18 protein-coding genes are annotated in these 14,870 nt (G+C 53.6%); 12 read left to right on the top strand and 6 right to left on the bottom strand.

Going from position 1 to position 14,870, the window contains the following annotated elements; genetic code table 11:
- Positions 1 to 11: 11 nt before the first annotated feature.
- From gshB to ruvX, 3 genes are all read left to right on the top strand, one after another.
- Positions 12 to 959: a glutathione synthase gene (gshB, locus tag C2U53_RS05125; protein ID WP_104445689.1), complete on the top strand. Its 948-nt coding sequence runs from the start codon at positions 12 to 14 to the stop codon at positions 957 to 959.
- Between the two features lie 174 nt (positions 960 to 1,133).
- Positions 1,134 to 1,697 (top strand): YqgE/AlgH family protein, encoded by a 564-nt coding sequence (locus C2U53_RS05130; protein ID WP_042998057.1) that lies wholly within the window; start codon positions 1,134 to 1,136, stop codon positions 1,695 to 1,697.
- Positions 1,697 to 2,113, top strand: coding sequence for a Holliday junction resolvase RuvX (gene ruvX / locus C2U53_RS05135; RefSeq protein ID WP_042998058.1), 417 nt, complete (start codon positions 1,697 to 1,699; stop codon positions 2,111 to 2,113). The genes C2U53_RS05130 and ruvX overlap by 1 nt, the downstream gene beginning before the upstream one ends.
- 13 nt (positions 2,114 to 2,126) lie before the next feature.
- Here ruvX and C2U53_RS05140 read toward each other — a convergent pair whose 3' ends face one another.
- Entirely contained in the window at positions 2,127 to 3,107 is a 981-nt protein-coding gene (locus C2U53_RS05140) for a type IV pilus twitching motility protein PilT (RefSeq protein ID WP_104445690.1), read from the bottom strand.
- 17 nt (positions 3,108 to 3,124) lie between these two features.
- Between C2U53_RS05140 and C2U53_RS05145 the strand changes: the two genes are divergently transcribed.
- The 5 genes from C2U53_RS05145 to hemW are packed head-to-tail and all read left to right on the top strand — an operon-like array spanning position 3,125 to position 6,431.
- Positions 3,125 to 3,829 (top strand): YggS family pyridoxal phosphate-dependent enzyme, encoded by a 705-nt coding sequence (locus C2U53_RS05145; protein ID WP_042998060.1) that lies wholly within the window; start codon positions 3,125 to 3,127, stop codon positions 3,827 to 3,829.
- A gap of 18 nt (positions 3,830 to 3,847) precedes the next feature.
- Complete coding sequence (locus C2U53_RS05150; protein ID WP_042998061.1) at positions 3,848 to 4,414, top strand: YggT family protein; 567 nt, start codon at positions 3,848 to 3,850, stop codon at positions 4,412 to 4,414.
- Entirely contained in the window at positions 4,411 to 4,701 is a 291-nt protein-coding gene (gene yggU, locus C2U53_RS05155) for a DUF167 family protein YggU (protein ID WP_042324106.1), read from the top strand. The genes C2U53_RS05150 and yggU overlap by 4 nt, the downstream gene beginning before the upstream one ends.
- Positions 4,702 to 4,708: 7 nt before the next feature.
- Positions 4,709 to 5,302 carry an XTP/dITP diphosphatase gene (locus tag C2U53_RS05160; protein ID WP_042998063.1) on the top strand — a complete coding sequence of 198 codons (594 nt, stop codon included), beginning with the start codon at positions 4,709 to 4,711 and terminating at the stop codon, positions 5,300 to 5,302.
- Positions 5,295 to 6,431 carry a radical SAM family heme chaperone HemW gene (gene hemW, locus C2U53_RS05165; RefSeq protein WP_104445691.1) on the top strand — a complete coding sequence of 379 codons (1,137 nt, stop codon included), beginning with the start codon at positions 5,295 to 5,297 and terminating at the stop codon, positions 6,429 to 6,431. The genes C2U53_RS05160 and hemW overlap by 8 nt, the downstream gene beginning before the upstream one ends.
- 31 nt (positions 6,432 to 6,462) lie before the next feature.
- Here hemW and C2U53_RS05170 read toward each other — a convergent pair whose 3' ends face one another.
- From C2U53_RS05170 to trmB, 5 genes are all read right to left on the bottom strand, one after another.
- A complete protein-coding gene (locus C2U53_RS05170; RefSeq protein WP_042998065.1) occupies positions 6,463 to 7,470 on the bottom strand; it encodes a DUF1202 family protein in 1,008 nt (335 codons plus the stop codon).
- Between the two features lie 133 nt (positions 7,471 to 7,603).
- Positions 7,604 to 8,650: an L-asparaginase 2 gene (gene ansB, locus C2U53_RS05175; protein WP_042998066.1), complete on the bottom strand. Its 1,047-nt coding sequence runs from the start codon at positions 8,648 to 8,650 to the stop codon at positions 7,604 to 7,606.
- Between the two features lie 189 nt (positions 8,651 to 8,839).
- Entirely contained in the window at positions 8,840 to 9,559 is a 720-nt protein-coding gene (locus C2U53_RS05180; protein WP_042998067.1) for a DUF2884 domain-containing protein, read from the bottom strand.
- 52 nt (positions 9,560 to 9,611) lie between these two features.
- On the bottom strand, positions 9,612 to 9,938 hold the full coding sequence (locus C2U53_RS05185) for a YggL family protein (RefSeq protein ID WP_044255669.1): 327 nt from the start codon (positions 9,936 to 9,938) through the stop codon (positions 9,612 to 9,614).
- Positions 9,938 to 10,657 carry a tRNA (guanosine(46)-N7)-methyltransferase TrmB gene (gene trmB, locus C2U53_RS05190; protein ID WP_042998069.1) on the bottom strand — a complete coding sequence of 240 codons (720 nt, stop codon included), beginning with the start codon at positions 10,655 to 10,657 and terminating at the stop codon, positions 9,938 to 9,940. Before trmB ends, C2U53_RS05185 begins: the two co-directional genes overlap by 1 nt.
- Before the next feature lie 162 nt (positions 10,658 to 10,819).
- On the opposite strand from trmB, the gene mutY reads away from it, so the two are divergent.
- The 4 genes from mutY (at position 10,820) to C2U53_RS05215 (ending at position 14,800) form a co-directional block, all read left to right on the top strand.
- Positions 10,820 to 11,872, top strand: a complete 1,053-nt coding sequence (mutY, locus tag C2U53_RS05200) for an A/G-specific adenine glycosylase (protein WP_044255672.1) — start codon at positions 10,820 to 10,822, stop codon at positions 11,870 to 11,872.
- Between the two features lie 27 nt (positions 11,873 to 11,899).
- On the top strand, positions 11,900 to 12,175 hold the full coding sequence (locus C2U53_RS05205) for an oxidative damage protection protein (RefSeq protein WP_042998071.1): 276 nt from the start codon (positions 11,900 to 11,902) through the stop codon (positions 12,173 to 12,175).
- A gap of 73 nt (positions 12,176 to 12,248) precedes the next feature.
- Complete coding sequence (gene mltC, locus C2U53_RS05210) at positions 12,249 to 13,331, top strand: membrane-bound lytic murein transglycosylase MltC (protein ID WP_054176411.1); 1,083 nt, start codon at positions 12,249 to 12,251, stop codon at positions 13,329 to 13,331.
- A 212-nt stretch (positions 13,332 to 13,543) separates the two neighbouring features.
- The gene (locus C2U53_RS05215; RefSeq protein WP_044255678.1) at positions 13,544 to 14,800 is read left to right on the top strand and encodes a nucleoside permease; all 1,257 of its coding nucleotides are present in this window, start codon (positions 13,544 to 13,546) and stop codon (positions 14,798 to 14,800) included.
- The last annotated feature ends 70 nt before the right edge of the window (positions 14,801 to 14,870 follow it).

A 14,870-nucleotide genomic window follows, 5' to 3' on the forward strand; every position in this document is an offset into this window, starting at 1 on the left:
GGAGAAGAATAATGATCAAGCTCGGCATCGTGATGGACCCCATCGCAAGCATCAATATCAAGAAAGATTCCAGCTTTGCTATGCTGCTGGAAGCGCAACGTCGTGGTTACGAACTTCATTATATGGAGATGGCCGATCTTTATCTGATTAACGGTGAAGCCCGCGCCCGCACGCGTACCCTGAGCGTCGAGCAGAACTATGATAAATGGTATGAGTTTACCGGCGAGCAGGATCTGCCGCTGGACGCCCTCGACGTCATTCTGATGCGTAAAGATCCGCCGTTTGATACCGAGTTCATCTACGCCACCTATATTCTGGAACGCGCGGAAGAAAAAGGGACGCTGATCGTCAACAAGCCGCAGAGCCTGCGTGACTGTAACGAAAAGCTGTTCACCGCCTGGTTCTCTGACCTGACGCCGGAAACACTGGTCACTCGCAGCAAAGCGCAACTGAAGGCGTTCTGGCAGAAGCACAGCGATATTATTCTCAAGCCGCTTGACGGCATGGGCGGCGCGTCGATCTTCCGTGTTAAAGAAGGCGATCCGAACCTCGGCGTGATTGCGGAAACCCTGACCGAACATGGTACCCGCTACTGCATGGCGCAGAACTATTTGCCAGCCATTAAAGATGGCGACAAACGCGTGCTGGTCGTTGATGGAGAACCGGTTCCGTACTGCCTGGCGCGCATTCCGCAGGGCGGCGAGACCCGTGGCAACCTGGCCGCAGGCGGTCGCGGTGAACCACGTCCGTTAACCGAGAGCGACTGGGAAATCGCGCGCCGTATCGGGCCGACACTGAAAGCCAAAGGACTGATTTTTGTCGGTCTGGATATCATTGGCGATCGTCTGACCGAGATTAACGTCACCAGCCCGACCTGTATCCGCGAGATTGAAGCCGAATTCCCGATCTCCATCACCGGGATGCTGATGGACGCCATCGAAGCACGTTTGCAAAAATAATCAGCCATGAACCAGTGCTGTAGGCCTGATAAGCGTAGCGCCATCAGGCATTAAGACACCGATGCCGGAGGGCGACACAGGCGTCTTATCCGGCCTACAGTAGTGACATCCGTGCGCTTTACCCACATACTGACCCCTGTTGCTTTTTTGAACCAGGAAACAGAACCTCTGACAATGAATTTACAGCATCACTTTCTTATTGCCATGCCTGCTCTCCAGGATCCGATTTTCCGCCGTTCAGTGGTGTACATTTGCGAACATAACGAAGATGGCGCAATGGGGATTATTGTGAATAAGCCTCTGGAAAATCTCCAGATTGAAGGGATTCTGGAAAAACTAAAAATCGCGCCAGAACCGCGCGATCCGGCGATCCGTCTGGATAAAGCAGTGATGCTTGGCGGCCCGTTAGCGGAAGATCGCGGGTTTATCCTGCACACGCCGCCGTCGCGTTTTGCCTCCAGTATCCGCATCTCGGATAACACCGTCATCACCACGTCTCGCGACGTGCTTGAAACCTTAGGCACGAATGAGCAACCTGCCGATGTGCTGGTCGCGCTCGGTTACTCCTCCTGGGAGAAAGGCCAGCTTGAACAAGAGCTGCTGGACAACGCCTGGCTGACTGCCCCTGCCGATCTCAATATCCTGTTTAAAACACCGATTGCCGATCGCTGGCGTGAAGCCGCCCGACTGATCGGTATCGACATCCTGACGATGCCCGGCGTGGCGGGGCATGCCTGATGAGTGAAACATTACTGGCCTTTGATTTTGGCACCAAAAGTATCGGCGTGGCGATTGGTCAGCGGGTAACCGGCACAGCGCGCGCCCTGCCCGCGATTAAAGCGCAGGACGGTACGCCGGACTGGAACCTGATCGAACGCCTGCTCAAAGAGTGGCAACCGGATGAGATCATCGTTGGCCTACCGCTGAATATGGACGGCACCGAGCAACCGCTCACTGCGCGCGCGCGCAAGTTCGCCAACCGCATTCACGGGCGTTTCGGCGTTACGGTCACCTTACACGATGAGCGACTCAGCACCGTCGAGGCACGCTCCGGCCTGTTTGAGCAGGGCGGCTATCGCGCGCTGAATAAAGGTAAGATCGATTCCGCCTCCGCCGTTATCATTCTCGAAAGTTACTTCGAGCAGGGCTACTGATCCCATACGTTGCTTAAAGCCGTCCTTGTGCCTGTCGCTGTTGCAGGCTCTGGGCAAAGGTCATCATCCCCATCTGCTGCCCGGTCTGAATGACATGGGGTAACTGATGGGACTTCCCTTCCCGAATTAAATTCCCCGCTGCCGGCGTGTTGATCAGCAGTTCATACAGCGCAAAGCGCCCCTCCTGCTTGTCGGGTTCCAGTTTCTGCGACAGTACGGCGCGCAGACTGCCTGCCAGTTGGCTGCGCACCGGGTCTTTTTCCTGCGCCGGAAAAGAATCAATCAGTCGCTCGATCGCCTGCGCGGCACCGCGCGTATGCAGCGTCGCCAGCACCAGATGCCCCGTTTCCGCCGCCGTTAGCGCCAGACGAATGGTCTCGCTGTCGCGTAGCTCTCCCAGCAGAATCACATCCGGATCTTCACGCAGCGCCGCGCGTAATCCGGTGGCAAATGAGGCGCAGTGCAGTCCTGCTTCACGCTGCTGAATCAGGCAGCGCTGGCTGGTGTAGATATACTCGATGGGATCTTCCAGCGTCAGAATATGTCCATCGATATGCTGATTCAGCCACGTGACCATCGCCGCCAGGGTAGTTGATTTTCCGCTGCCTGTCGCCCCTGTCACCAGAATCAAACCATTCTCGCTGCGGAGCAGTTCGGGCAGCACAGAAGGCGTCCCCAGCGTTTCCAGCGTCGGGCACTGCGTCGGCAGCAACCGTAGCGCCAGCGACGTCCCCTGCCGCTGGTGAAAGGCGCTGGCCCGCAGGCGCTGGTTATCCGCGAGCGAAACCGCGAAATCCAGTTGCCCATTTTGTCGTAACGCCGCCTGTTGCCCCTCATCCAGCCAGTCCGCCAGCTGTCCGGTAATGTCGGTTGTGGTAAAGGGTGCACGCTCCATGCGTCCCCGTTTTCGCCAGCGCGCAGGCCACGCATTGCTTAGGTGTAGATCCGAGACGTTATGCTTTACACTAAGGGCCACAATTTCTTCCATATTCATAGACAGATCCTCGGAAAATGAACGATATCGCGCATAACCTGGCACAGGTCCGGGACAAAATCTCAGCCGCCGCATCGCGTTGCGGGCGCGCTTCAGAAGAAGTTACGTTACTTGCAGTGAGTAAAACCAAACCTGCGAGTGCCATCGAAGAAGCCCTCGCCGCTGGTCAGTTAGCCTTTGGTGAAAATTACGTGCAGGAAGGGGTGGAGAAAATTCGCCACTTTCGCGAGAAAGGCATTGCCGGCCTGCAATGGCACTTTATCGGCCCGTTACAGTCCAACAAAAGCCGTCTTGTGGCCGAGCACTTTGACTGGTGCCATACCCTCGACCGCCTGCGCATTGCTACCCGGCTGAACGAACAGCGTCCGACAGAACTGGAACCGCTGAACGTGCTGATTCAAATCAATATCAGCGATGAAAACAGCAAGTCCGGCATTCCACTGGAGGAACTGGACGCACTTGCCGCTGAGGTCGTCGAATTACCGAATCTTCGTCTGCGCGGTCTGATGGCGATCCCTGCCCCTGAGTCAGATTATGTAAGGCAGTTTGAAGTTGCCCGCCAAATGGCTGTAGCATTTGCCGGGCTGAAGACGCGCTATCCTGACGTCGATACCCTGTCGCTGGGTATGTCGGATGATATGGAAGCCGCCATTGCGGCGGGTAGCACGATGGTACGTATCGGCACCGCCATTTTTGGTGCACGTGATTACACAAAAAATTAAGGAAATCTGAGGAACGCCATGAATACGTTGACCTTCTTGCTCTCAACGGTAATTGAGCTGTACACCATGGTGCTGTTATTGCGCGTGTGGATGCAATGGGCTCGCTGTGACTTTTATAACCCTTTCTCCCAGTTTGTGGTGAAAGTGACGCAACCGATTATTGGGCCGCTGCGCCGCATTATTCCCCCGATGGGACCGGTCGACAGCGCATCGCTGCTGGTTGCGTTTATCCTCAGCTTTATCAAAGCGATAGTGCTATTTAAAGTGGTGACGTTCCTGCCGATCGTCTGGATCGCCGCTGTGCTGATCGTGCTCAAAACCATCGGCCTGTTGATCTTCTGGGTGCTGCTGGTGATGGCTATCATGAGCTGGGTAAGCCAGGGCCGTAGCCCGATTGAGTATGTGCTGATTCAACTGGCCGATCCGCTGCTGCGCCCGATTCGTCGCATTCTCCCGGGTATGGGCGGCATCGATTTCTCGCCAATGATTCTCGTCCTGCTGTTGTACGTGATCAACATGGGGATTGGCGAGGTTCTGCAGGCAACCGGTAATATGCTGCTGCCGGGGCTATGGATGGCGCTATGAGTGCCGTAACCCGCTGCGATGAAGGACTGGTTTTACGGCTCTATATTCAGCCGAAAGCCAGCCGCGACAGCATTGTCGGTTTACATGGCGACGAACTGAAAGTCGCCATTACCGCCCCGCCGGTGGATGGCCAGGCGAACAGTCATCTGGTGAAGTTTCTCGGTAAGCAGTTCCGGGTGGCAAAGAGCCAGGTTGTCATTGAAAAGGGCGAACTTGGCCGCCATAAACAGGTTAAAATCATTCATCCGCAACAGATCCCGCCAGAAGTCGCGGCATTAACTGATTAGGTATCCTATGCAAAAAGTAGTCCTCGCAACCGGCAATGCCGGTAAAGTGCGTGAGCTCGCGTCGCTGCTCAGCGATTTCGGGCTTGATGTGGTAGCGCAAACGGATCTCGGCGTCGATTCTGCCGAAGAGACCGGGCTAACCTTTATTGAAAACGCGATCCTGAAAGCGCGCCATGCCGCACAAATCACCGGTTTACCGGCGATTGCCGACGACTCCGGTCTGGCTGTTGACGTGCTGGGCGGCGCGCCGGGCATCTACTCCGCGCGCTATGCCGGTGAAGACGCGAGCGATCAACAGAACCTGGAAAAGCTGCTGCATACCCTGAAGGATGTGCCGGACGAACAGCGTCAGGCGCGCTTCCACTGCGTGCTGGTCTATCTGCGTCATGCTGACGATCCTACACCGCTGGTGTGTCACGGCAGTTGGCCGGGCGTGATTGCGCGTACGGCATCAGGCAACGGCGGCTTTGGCTATGACCCAATCTTCTTCGTGCCTTCGGCAGGTAAAACCGCTGCCGAACTGACGCGTGAAGAGAAAAGCGCGATTTCCCACCGTGGACAGGCGCTGAAGCTACTGCTGGAAGCCTTACGTAATGGTTAAGTTGCCGCCGCTGAGTCTTTACATTCACATCCCGTGGTGCGTGCAGAAATGCCCGTACTGCGATTTCAACTCGCATGCATTAAAAGGTGAAGTCCCGCACGATGATTACGTCCAGCATCTGCTGAGCGATCTCGACGCGGACGTCACGTATGCGCAGGGCCGCGAAGTGAAGACGATTTTCATCGGTGGCGGTACGCCGAGCCTGCTTTCCGGCCCGGCGATGCAAACGCTGCTCGATGGCGTGCGTGCGCGCCTGAATCTGTCAGCGGATGCGGAAATTACGATGGAAGCGAATCCGGGTACGGTCGAAGCCGATCGCTTTGTCGATTATCAGCATGCCGGGGTAAACCGTATTTCTATCGGCGTGCAGAGCTTTAGCGAAGCAAAACTGAAGCGTCTGGGACGCATTCACGGCCCGCAGGAGGCCTGCCGCGCGGCGAATCTCGCCAACGGTTTAGGCCTGCGCAGCTTTAATCTCGATTTAATGCACGGCCTGCCGGACCAGTCACTGGACGACGCCCTGGATGACCTGCGCCAGGCAATTGCGCTGAATCCGCCGCATCTCTCGTGGTATCAACTGACGATTGAACCGAATACGCTGTTTGGTTCCCGCCCGCCGGTGTTACCGGACGATGATGCACTGTGGGACATCTTCGAACAGGGCCACCAGTTGTTAACCGCCGCAGGTTATCAGCAGTATGAAACCTCAGCCTATGCCAGACCGGGCTACCAGTGTCAGCACAACCTGAATTACTGGCGCTTTGGCGATTATCTCGGCATCGGCTGCGGCGCACACGGTAAAGTCACGTTCCCCGATGGCCGCATTCTGCGCACCACCAAAACGCGCCATCCGCGTGGCTATATGCAGGGACGTTATCTGGAAAATCAGCGCGATGTGGAGCAGGTCGATAAACCGTTTGAATTTTTCATGAACCGATTCCGTCTGCTGGAAGCCGCCCCCCGCGCTGAATTTACGCAGTATACGGGACTGAGTGAAGAGGTAATTCGTCAGCAGATCGATGACGCCATAGCCCAGGGGTATCTGACCGAATCCGCTACGCACTGGCAGATCACCCGGCACGGAAAACTGTTTTTAAATTCGCTGCTTGAGCTGTTTCTCCCCGAATGATTCTGGATGCGCCGGTGGCGCATCCCTCCCATTACCGGAGAACTCCGTGGCGTCGTAATTCATCGGTCTCTTTTTTCCAGCGATCATAGCCTTCATTGATATCGTCAATCTTGATATGCAGATCCGTCTGCTGCATACGAAGTTTAGAGGCAGCTATGTTCAGCGGATACTGTCCTTTTTCATACGCGATCCAGTCAGCTAGCGCTTTTCGGCTGAGTTCTTGCGATTTCAGAAAGACCTGCCGTCTTTGCTCTTGTATATCGAAATCTCTCTTTTGCTGAATGGGCGTTTCATAACAATTGTCACTCTTTTTATGACATGCGTCTAACGCTGGCTGATACACTTCTTTTGCATATTTCTCGGCAAACGCACTGCTGTCGTTCGCTTTGACAAAGTCATCGCGCGCTTTAAACATCTTGTGGAATGCCTCTTCCCGGGTCAGTGTTTTACCATCAGACGCTTTACCCCAATAGTCATCGGCCTTTTGTTGAGCAACAGCTATTTGTTTATCCAGCGTTTTTATTTGTTCTTCGAGGTGGGCGATCGACTTTTTCTGCGCGATATATGAAGCATCAATTTGGCTGAATCGGTAGTTAAAATCATCTCCGTTTACGATGAGATATTTATCGTTGGTTTTAATATCAGTAATAACCCGCCCTTCATTGCTGGCTGCCGCTTGAAAGGAATAGAAATTCACCCTCCAGCCGGAAGCAGGTGTCCCTGTACTGGTTAACATCGCGGAAAATTTAACCGGTCGATCTTTTATCCAGGTACGTTCCACAAAGTAATAATCCGCAGCCATACCGATGCCGGTATAAAGATCATCACTGGAAGAGACGTCGCCCTCCGCAGACCAGGTGGCCTGATTACCAGTGGAATCAAGATTTTTTAAGGTGACAGAATTCAGTTTAAGCACGCCGTGATACTGCTTACTAAACGCATCTTTCAAGACGCAATCGCCAGGTTGAGCGACTTCCGCCCAGCTATAACCTGAAACCAGCGTAAAAAACGCCGCACCTGCTATCCATTGTCGAAACATTTGCGGACCTCCCGTCCAGAATAATGCTAACCGCCACCATCATAATTAAAATGATCGTTAGCAGATTAATGATTCACTGGTCAGAGAGATATTTCAGAAAACTGCCCCAGCCGCTTGACTGGGGCATCAGCGATTAATACTGATTAAACATCGTCTGGATCTGTTTCGGATCTTTAGTCTGAGTCAGCGCCAGTTGCAGCAGTACGCGTGCCTTCTGTGGGTTCAGAGAACCAGAGGCAACGAAACCGTACTTCGCATCATCGATTTCAGCATCCTGCGTGGTTGAACCAGTCGGTACGCGGGAAGAACGCACTACAACAGTTCCTTTATGCGCTGCGGTTGCCAGCGTATCGAAGACCGTTTTGTACAGGTTGCCGTTACCCACACCAGCGCTCACAATCCCATCATAACCGGCATCCACCAGCGCTTTTGCCGGCAGATCGGAAGCATTCGCGTAGTTATAGACGATACCGACCTTCGGCAGTTCATTCAGCTTAGAAACGTCGAACGGCGTGGAGGTGGTGTGCTTACGCGCAGGCGTACGCTGGTAGTCGATTTTACCGTTATGAATGTAGCCCAGCGGTCCGTAGTTAACGGATTTGAAGGTCGCCACATCGGTGGTGTTGGTTTTGGTCACGTCGCGCCCGTCAAGCACGGTGTCATTCATCACGACCAGCACGCCACGGTTGGCAGAGGCTTTATCCGCCGCTGTCACTACCGCGTTATAGAGGTTGAACGGACCGTCCGCGCTCATTCCGGTAGACGGACGCATTGCGCCAACCAGCACTACCGGCTTGTTGCATTTCACGGTCAGATCGAGGAAGTAAGCGGTCTCTTCCATGGTGTCAGTACCGTGGGTAATCACGAAGCCGTCGGTGCTGTCACACTCGTTATTGATCTTTTTCGCCAGGGTTAACCAGACGTCGTCGTTCATATCCTGCGAACCGATATTGACAACCTGCTCACCCTTAACGTTAGCGATATCCTTAAGTTGAGGAACGGCTTTGACCAGATTCTCTACGCCAACTTTGCCCGCCGTATAGTTAGATTTGGTTGCGGAGTCACCGCCACCGGCAATCGTCCCGCCGGTCGCTAAAATGGTAACGTTCGGTAAGGCGAGTGCTGCACCGCTGAAACCCATTACCAGTGCTGCCAGTGCCGTTTTCCTGAAAAACTCCATGTTATTTCTCCAGTTACGTGAATTTGCCGCATTATCCCAATGCCAGAGCTGAATAATGTGATTTCATCCAATTAACCAGACAAATGTATCTATCAGATTGTTAAATTTAGAGGTGGATATCAAAACGAAGCGGAAAGGCAAAAGAAAATGGCACAGAGGCGATCTGTGCCATTGTTTTATATGAAAAGTTTATTTAAGCGTGCTGACCAGCGCCTTGCGGTTATCTTCCAGCGTCACCACGCGGCTGCAGACATCTTTACCGAACTGCTGGAAATCTTTTTCCTGATTCTTCCATTCGGTCTGGATCGCGGATTGTAATCCGCCGAGACTGCCCAGCACGCCCTGCAGTGGATTTCCACCGCCTTTCAGAACGGCTTTCGCCCCCATCTCGTTGATGCTGTCCTGCAAAATGCCGCCCATCGCCTGATTCACCAGTTGCTGACCGTCGGCACGCACCTGATCGATAGCTTTATAGTGGAAGGTCAGACCGTCGGTACGATGCTCGATAATCCGGTTCATCTGCTCTTTCAACTGGGCATCTAGTTTCGTCAGACGCCCCCGCATGTTACTGCTCTCGCCCACTTCTTTGGCGATAATTTTATCCAGCGCCACGCGCCCTTTTTCGACACGGTTTCTGGCACCTTCATCAATCCACGGCAGCGCGCTGCGCAGTTCGGCCTGGTAATCTTTCGCCTGCTCGCGCTGTGCGGCGCTCAGCGTGTACTGCTTACCGTTGTACATCACATTGCCGTCCGGCGTGATCACCAGGTTGCCGTTTTCACCCTTCACCTGCACCGTTTGCGGGCTCAGAATCACATCGTCACGCGGCGTGACGCTGCACTGGTAGTCTGCATGAGCGGTCATCGCCGTTACAGAAAGGGCTGCCGCCAGCAGCGTTTTGCGCATCATAACTTTCCCTCAAGACAAATCGGGCCAGCAAATGCTGGCCCCGTATGCGTAGTTAGTCCCACCAAACGTCGAAAAGTTCGCTGGTACGCACTTCTTCAAGTTTGTGTTCTTCCAGCCACTTACGCACAATCGACTGATGTTCTTCAGTGCATTTGCCGATTTCCTGCATGCAGATCAGACCTTCCCAGGCCAGATAACCGCTGCCGTCAAAAGCCAGTTTGTTCGGTTCAATAACGTCATTGATAAAGTCATCAACGGTTTTATCAACCTGCTCTTCAGATGTACCTTCCGGGAAACGCCATGCTACCGAAAATCCTAATTCCTGGAATTCGTCGATATGCATTTTTTTACGCAGACGACGGCTACGGTTCTTTGCCATTATTTCACCCTCTCGAACATTAAGTCCCATACGCCATGACCAAGACGATGGCCACGTTGTTCAAATTTGGTTACCGGGCGCGATGGTGGGCGCGGTACGTAATCGTGACTCTCTGACAGGTTTTTATATCCGTCAATGGAGGACATCACTTCAAGCATGTGCTCGGCATAGGCTTCCCAGTCAGTCGCCATGTGGAACACGCCGCCCAGCTTCAGTTTGCTTTTGACCAGCTCGGCAAACGGTACCTGAACGATACGGCGTTTATTATGACGTGCTTTGTGCCACGGGTCAGGGAAAAAGAGCTGAACCATCGTTAAAGAATTGTCAGGAATCATTTTATGCAGCACTTCGACTGCGTCATGGCACATCACACGCAGGTTCTCAACGCCCTCGTCATGGGCCGACGCCAGACATGCGCCCACACCAGGCGAGTGAACTTCAATACCGAGGAAATTTTGCTCCGGACGCGCTTTCGCCATTGCCACCAGTGAGGCGCCCATACCGAAGCCAATCTCCAGCGTAACCGGCGCTTCACGGCCAAACAACGTCGCGAAATCCACCGGCTCTTCGCTGAATTCAACGCCCATCACCGGCCAGTAGTTTTCCAGCGCGTGCTCCTGCCCTTTAGTCAGCCGCCCCTGGCGACGAACAAAACTACGAATCCGGCGCAGTGGACGGCCGTTTTCATCAAATTCCGGTGAGATGACGTCGTTTTTCATAAAAGTTAAGTCTGCTTGTGATTAAGGTCTGAAAACGGGCATTATCCAAAGTTAGTTGCCGGATGCAAGTAAAGGAAGCGCTCACGCTGCGGAAAGTTCCGGTTTACACCCTGTTGCCTCTGTGCTGCAATCTTGCCCCCAACAATAATGAATTCGGTGACCATGCAAGCGTCTCAATTTTCAGCCCAGGTTCTGGACTGGTACGATAAATACGGGCGAAAAACCCTGCCCTGGCAAATTGATAAGACGCCTTACAAAGTATGGCTCTCAGAAGTGATGCTGCAACAGACCCAGGTGACGACGGTCATTCCTTACTTTGAACGGTTTATGGCCCATTTCCCGACGGTGACCGATCTCGCCAACGCGCCGCTGGACGAAGTGCTTCACCTGTGGACGGGGCTCGGTTACTACGCCCGGGCTCGCAATCTGCACAAGGCGGCGCAACAGGTAGCCACGCTGCATAACGGCGTATTCCCTGAAACCTTTGAAGACGTGGCGGCGCTCCCCGGCGTCGGGCGTTCAACCGCCGGCGCCGTGCTGTCACTCTCGTTGGGTCAACCTTTTCCGATTCTTGACGGCAACGTTAAACGTGTGCTGGCGCGCTGCTATGCTGTTAGCGGCTGGCCGGGTAAAAAAGAGGTTGAGAAAAAACTCTGGGATCTGAGCGAGCACGTTACCCCGGTGAAAGGTGTGGAGCGTTTTAACCAGGCGATGATGGATTTAGGCGCGATGGTGTGTACGCGCTCAAAACCGAAATGCTCGCTGTGCCCGTTGCAGAACAGTTGTGTCGCCTGTGCGAATGACAGCTGGTCACTTTACCCTGGCAAGAAACCGAAACAGACGCTGCCTGAGCGGACAGGCTATTTTCTGCTGCTGCAACATCAGGACGAGGTCTTACTGGCTCAACGCCCGCCAAGCGGATTGTGGGGTGGGTTATTCTGTTTCCCACAGTTTGCCAGTGAAGAGGAATTACGGGAATGGCTGGCGCAACGACATGTGAACGCTGATAATTTGACCCAACTTAACGCGTTTCGCCATACCTTCAGCCATTTCCATCTGGATATTGTGCCTATGTGGCTTACTGTGTCTTCATGCGGTTCATGCATGGCTGAAGGCAACGCGCTCTGGTATAACTTAGCGCAACCGCCATCTGTTGGCCTGGCGGCTCCGGTGGAGCGTTTATTACAGCAGTTACGTACCGGTGCCCCCGTTTAACGCACCGGACGATGAAGAGGATAAGTTATGAGCAGAACGATTTTTTGCACTTTCCTGCAGCGTGAAGCAGAAGGACAGGATTTCCAGCTGTACCCGGGCGAACTGGGAAAACGCATTTATAACGAGATTTCAAAAGAAGCGTGGGCGCAATGGCAGCACAAGCAGACTATGCTTATCAATGAAAAGAAACTCAATATGATGAACGTCGAGCATCGCAAGCTGCTGGAACAGGAGATGATCAACTTCCTGTTTGAAGGCAAAGACGTGCATATCGAAGGTTATACGCCGGAAGATAAAAAATAAGCACGTTGCCGGATGGCTCAACACTGTCCGGCAACACCGCACAACGACAAACACAACACGCACTCCCGGAATGATGAAAAAATTTCTCGCGCTTGCCGTTATTGCGCCGTTGCTTATATCCTGTTCCAGTTCGACCAAAAAAGGCGATTCTTATAATGAAGCCTGGATCAAGGATACCAACGGTTTTGACATTCTGATGGGGCAGTTTGCCCACAACATTGAAAATCTGTGGGGCTATCAAGAAGTGCTGATCGCCGGTCCAAAGGACTACGTGAAGTACACCGATCAGTACCAGACCCGCAGCCATATTAACTTTGACGACGGGACCATTACCGTTGAGACCATCGCCGGGACTGAACCTGCGGCACATTTGCGTCGCGCCATCATTAAAACCTTGCTGATGGGTGATGATCCCACCTCCGTCGACCTCTACTCTGATGTCGATGACATTCAGATCTCCAGAGAGCCGTTCCTGTACGGCCAGGTGCTCGATAACACAGGTCAGCCGATCCGCTGGGAAGGCCGGGCGACGAAATTCGCCGATTACCTGCTGCAAACGCGGATGAAAAGCCGCAGCAACGGGATCCGCATGATTTTCAGCGTGACAATTAACCTGGTGCCGAATCACCTGGATAAACGTGCGCATAAATACCTCGGCATGGTGCGCAAGGCATCCCATAAATATGGCATTGATGAGTCGCTGATTCTGGCGATTATGCAGACGGAGTCATCCTTCAACCCATACGCAGTAAGCCGTTCCGATGCGCTGGGGCTGATGCAGGTGGTTCAGCATACCGCCGGGAAAGACGTTTATCGTTCCCAGGGCCGCTCCGGTGTCCCGAGTCGCAGTGAACTGTTCGATCCAGCCAGCAACATTGATACCGGCACCGCCTATCTGGCGATGCTCAACAATGTCTATCTGGGCGGCATCGATAACCCAACGTCACGACGCTATGCGGTGATCACCGCTTACAATGGCGGGGCGGGCAGCGTACTGCGCGTCTTCTCCAGTGATAAAGTGCAGGCCGCGAATATCATCAACAGCATGACGCCAGGGGATGTGTACCAGACGTTAACCACGCGTCACCCCTCTTCTGAATCGCGCCGTTATCTGTATAAAGTCAATTCCGCGCAAAAAACCTATCGGCGGAACTGATGCTTCTCTTCCCCGCTCCCGGTAAAACGGCGAGCGGGCGACCCAAAACGTGACAAAAGTCACTTTTTCGCATTGCAAAAAGGTATTGTTTTGCAATTATTTGTCACAGGTAACAAAAAATCACCCATCGTCGTTGATAGAATCACATCATACAGTCACGGCATTTGTGCCAAACGAAACATTCATCCGCCTTCCTGTGTGAGGAAATTAACATGAATCTTAAGCTGCAGCTGAAAATACTCTCCTTTCTGCAGTTCTGCCTGTGGGGAAGTTGGCTGACCACCCTCGGCTCCTATATGTTTGTCACCCTCAAATTTGACGGTGCTTCTATTGGTGCTGTCTATAGCTCGCTGGGGATCGCGGCGGTTCTGATGCCGACCCTGTTGGGGATCGTGGCGGACAAATGGCTCAGTGCAAAGTGGGTTTACGCCATCTGTCACGTGGTGGGTGCAGTGACGCTGTTCATCGCCGCTGAAGTCACGACGCCGGGTGCGATGTTCTTTGTGATCCTGCTTAACTCACTGGCATATATGCCAACGCTTGGGCTTATCAACACCATTTCCTATTACCGCTTGCAGAACGCAGGCATGGACATCGTTACTGACTTCCCGCCGATTCGTATCTGGGGCACCATCGGTTTCATCGCCGCCATGTGGGCCGTGAGCTTCTCCGGTTTCGAACTGAGCCATATGCAGCTGTATATTGGCGCGGCGCTCTCTGTGATGCTGGTGCTGTTTACGTTGACCCTGCCGCACATTCCGGTGGCGAATCAGCAGAAGAATCAAAGCTGGACTTCTATGCTGGGTCTGGATGCCTTCGCGCTGTTTAAAAACAAGCGTATGGCTATCTTCTTCATCTTCTCAATGATGCTCGGCGCAGAACTGCAAATTACCAACATGTTCGGGAACACCTTCCTGCACAGCTTCGACAACAACCCGCTGTTCTCCGGAAGCTTTATCGTTGAGCACGCGTCGGTGATGATGTCGATCTCGCAGATCTCCGAAACCCTGTTCATCCTGACCATTCCGTTCTTCCTCAGCCGTTACGGGATCAAGAACGTCATGCTGATCAGTATCGTGGCGTGGATGTTGCGCTTCGGCCTGTTCGCCTACGGCGACCCGAGCCCGTTTGGTACCGTGCTGCTGGTTCTGTCGATGATTGTTTACGGCTGCGCCTTCGACTTCTTCAACATCTCCGGTTCGGTGTTCGTTGAGAAAGAAGTTCGTCCGGAAATCCGCGCCAGTGCGCAGGGCATGTTCCTGATGATGACCAACGGCTTCGGCTGTATCCTCGGCGGCGTGGTAAGCGGGAAAGTGGTAGAGCATTACACCCTGAACGGCATTACCGACTGGCAGACCGTGTGGCTGATTTTTGCCGGCTACTCACTGGTTCTGGCCTTTGCCTTCGTGGCGCTGTTTAAGTACAAGCACGTTCGCGTCCCGACCGGCACGCAGACCGTCGCACATTAATCTCTCTGTCGGATAAGACGCTTTCGCGTCTTATCCGGCCTACTCCGATACACCTGGCCGGATAAGCGCA

The organism is Citrobacter sp. CFNIH10, assembly GCF_002934585.1.
Lineage (GTDB): Bacteria > Pseudomonadota > Gammaproteobacteria > Enterobacterales > Enterobacteriaceae > Citrobacter_A > Citrobacter_A amalonaticus.

What these genes read in the sequence shown, in the direction of transcription:
- gshB (WP_104445689.1), top strand. Translation starts at nt 12, where the DNA reads ATGATCAAGCTCGGCATCGTGATGGACCCCATCGCAAGCATCAATATC.
- C2U53_RS05130 (WP_042998057.1), top strand. Translation starts at nt 1,134, where the DNA reads ATGAATTTACAGCATCACTTTCTTATTGCCATGCCTGCTCTCCAGGAT.
- ruvX (WP_042998058.1), top strand. Translation starts at nt 1,697, where the DNA reads ATGAGTGAAACATTACTGGCCTTTGATTTTGGCACCAAAAGTATCGGC.
- C2U53_RS05140 (WP_104445690.1), bottom strand. Translation starts at nt 3,107, where the DNA reads ATGAATATGGAAGAAATTGTGGCCCTTAGTGTAAAGCATAACGTCTCG.
- C2U53_RS05145 (WP_042998060.1), top strand. Translation starts at nt 3,125, where the DNA reads ATGAACGATATCGCGCATAACCTGGCACAGGTCCGGGACAAAATCTCA.
- C2U53_RS05150 (WP_042998061.1), top strand. Translation starts at nt 3,848, where the DNA reads ATGAATACGTTGACCTTCTTGCTCTCAACGGTAATTGAGCTGTACACC.
- yggU (WP_042324106.1), top strand. Translation starts at nt 4,411, where the DNA reads ATGAGTGCCGTAACCCGCTGCGATGAAGGACTGGTTTTACGGCTCTAT.
- C2U53_RS05160 (WP_042998063.1), top strand. Translation starts at nt 4,709, where the DNA reads ATGCAAAAAGTAGTCCTCGCAACCGGCAATGCCGGTAAAGTGCGTGAG.
- hemW (WP_104445691.1), top strand. Translation starts at nt 5,295, where the DNA reads ATGGTTAAGTTGCCGCCGCTGAGTCTTTACATTCACATCCCGTGGTGC.
- C2U53_RS05170 (WP_042998065.1), bottom strand. Translation starts at nt 7,470, where the DNA reads ATGTTTCGACAATGGATAGCAGGTGCGGCGTTTTTTACGCTGGTTTCA.
- ansB (WP_042998066.1), bottom strand. Translation starts at nt 8,650, where the DNA reads ATGGAGTTTTTCAGGAAAACGGCACTGGCAGCACTGGTAATGGGTTTC.
- C2U53_RS05180 (WP_042998067.1), bottom strand. Translation starts at nt 9,559, where the DNA reads ATGATGCGCAAAACGCTGCTGGCGGCAGCCCTTTCTGTAACGGCGATG.
- C2U53_RS05185 (WP_044255669.1), bottom strand. Translation starts at nt 9,938, where the DNA reads ATGGCAAAGAACCGTAGCCGTCGTCTGCGTAAAAAAATGCATATCGAC.
- trmB (WP_042998069.1), bottom strand. Translation starts at nt 10,657, where the DNA reads ATGAAAAACGACGTCATCTCACCGGAATTTGATGAAAACGGCCGTCCA.
- mutY (WP_044255672.1), top strand. Translation starts at nt 10,820, where the DNA reads ATGCAAGCGTCTCAATTTTCAGCCCAGGTTCTGGACTGGTACGATAAA.
- C2U53_RS05205 (WP_042998071.1), top strand. Translation starts at nt 11,900, where the DNA reads ATGAGCAGAACGATTTTTTGCACTTTCCTGCAGCGTGAAGCAGAAGGA.
- mltC (WP_054176411.1), top strand. Translation starts at nt 12,249, where the DNA reads ATGAAAAAATTTCTCGCGCTTGCCGTTATTGCGCCGTTGCTTATATCC.
- C2U53_RS05215 (WP_044255678.1), top strand. Translation starts at nt 13,544, where the DNA reads ATGAATCTTAAGCTGCAGCTGAAAATACTCTCCTTTCTGCAGTTCTGC.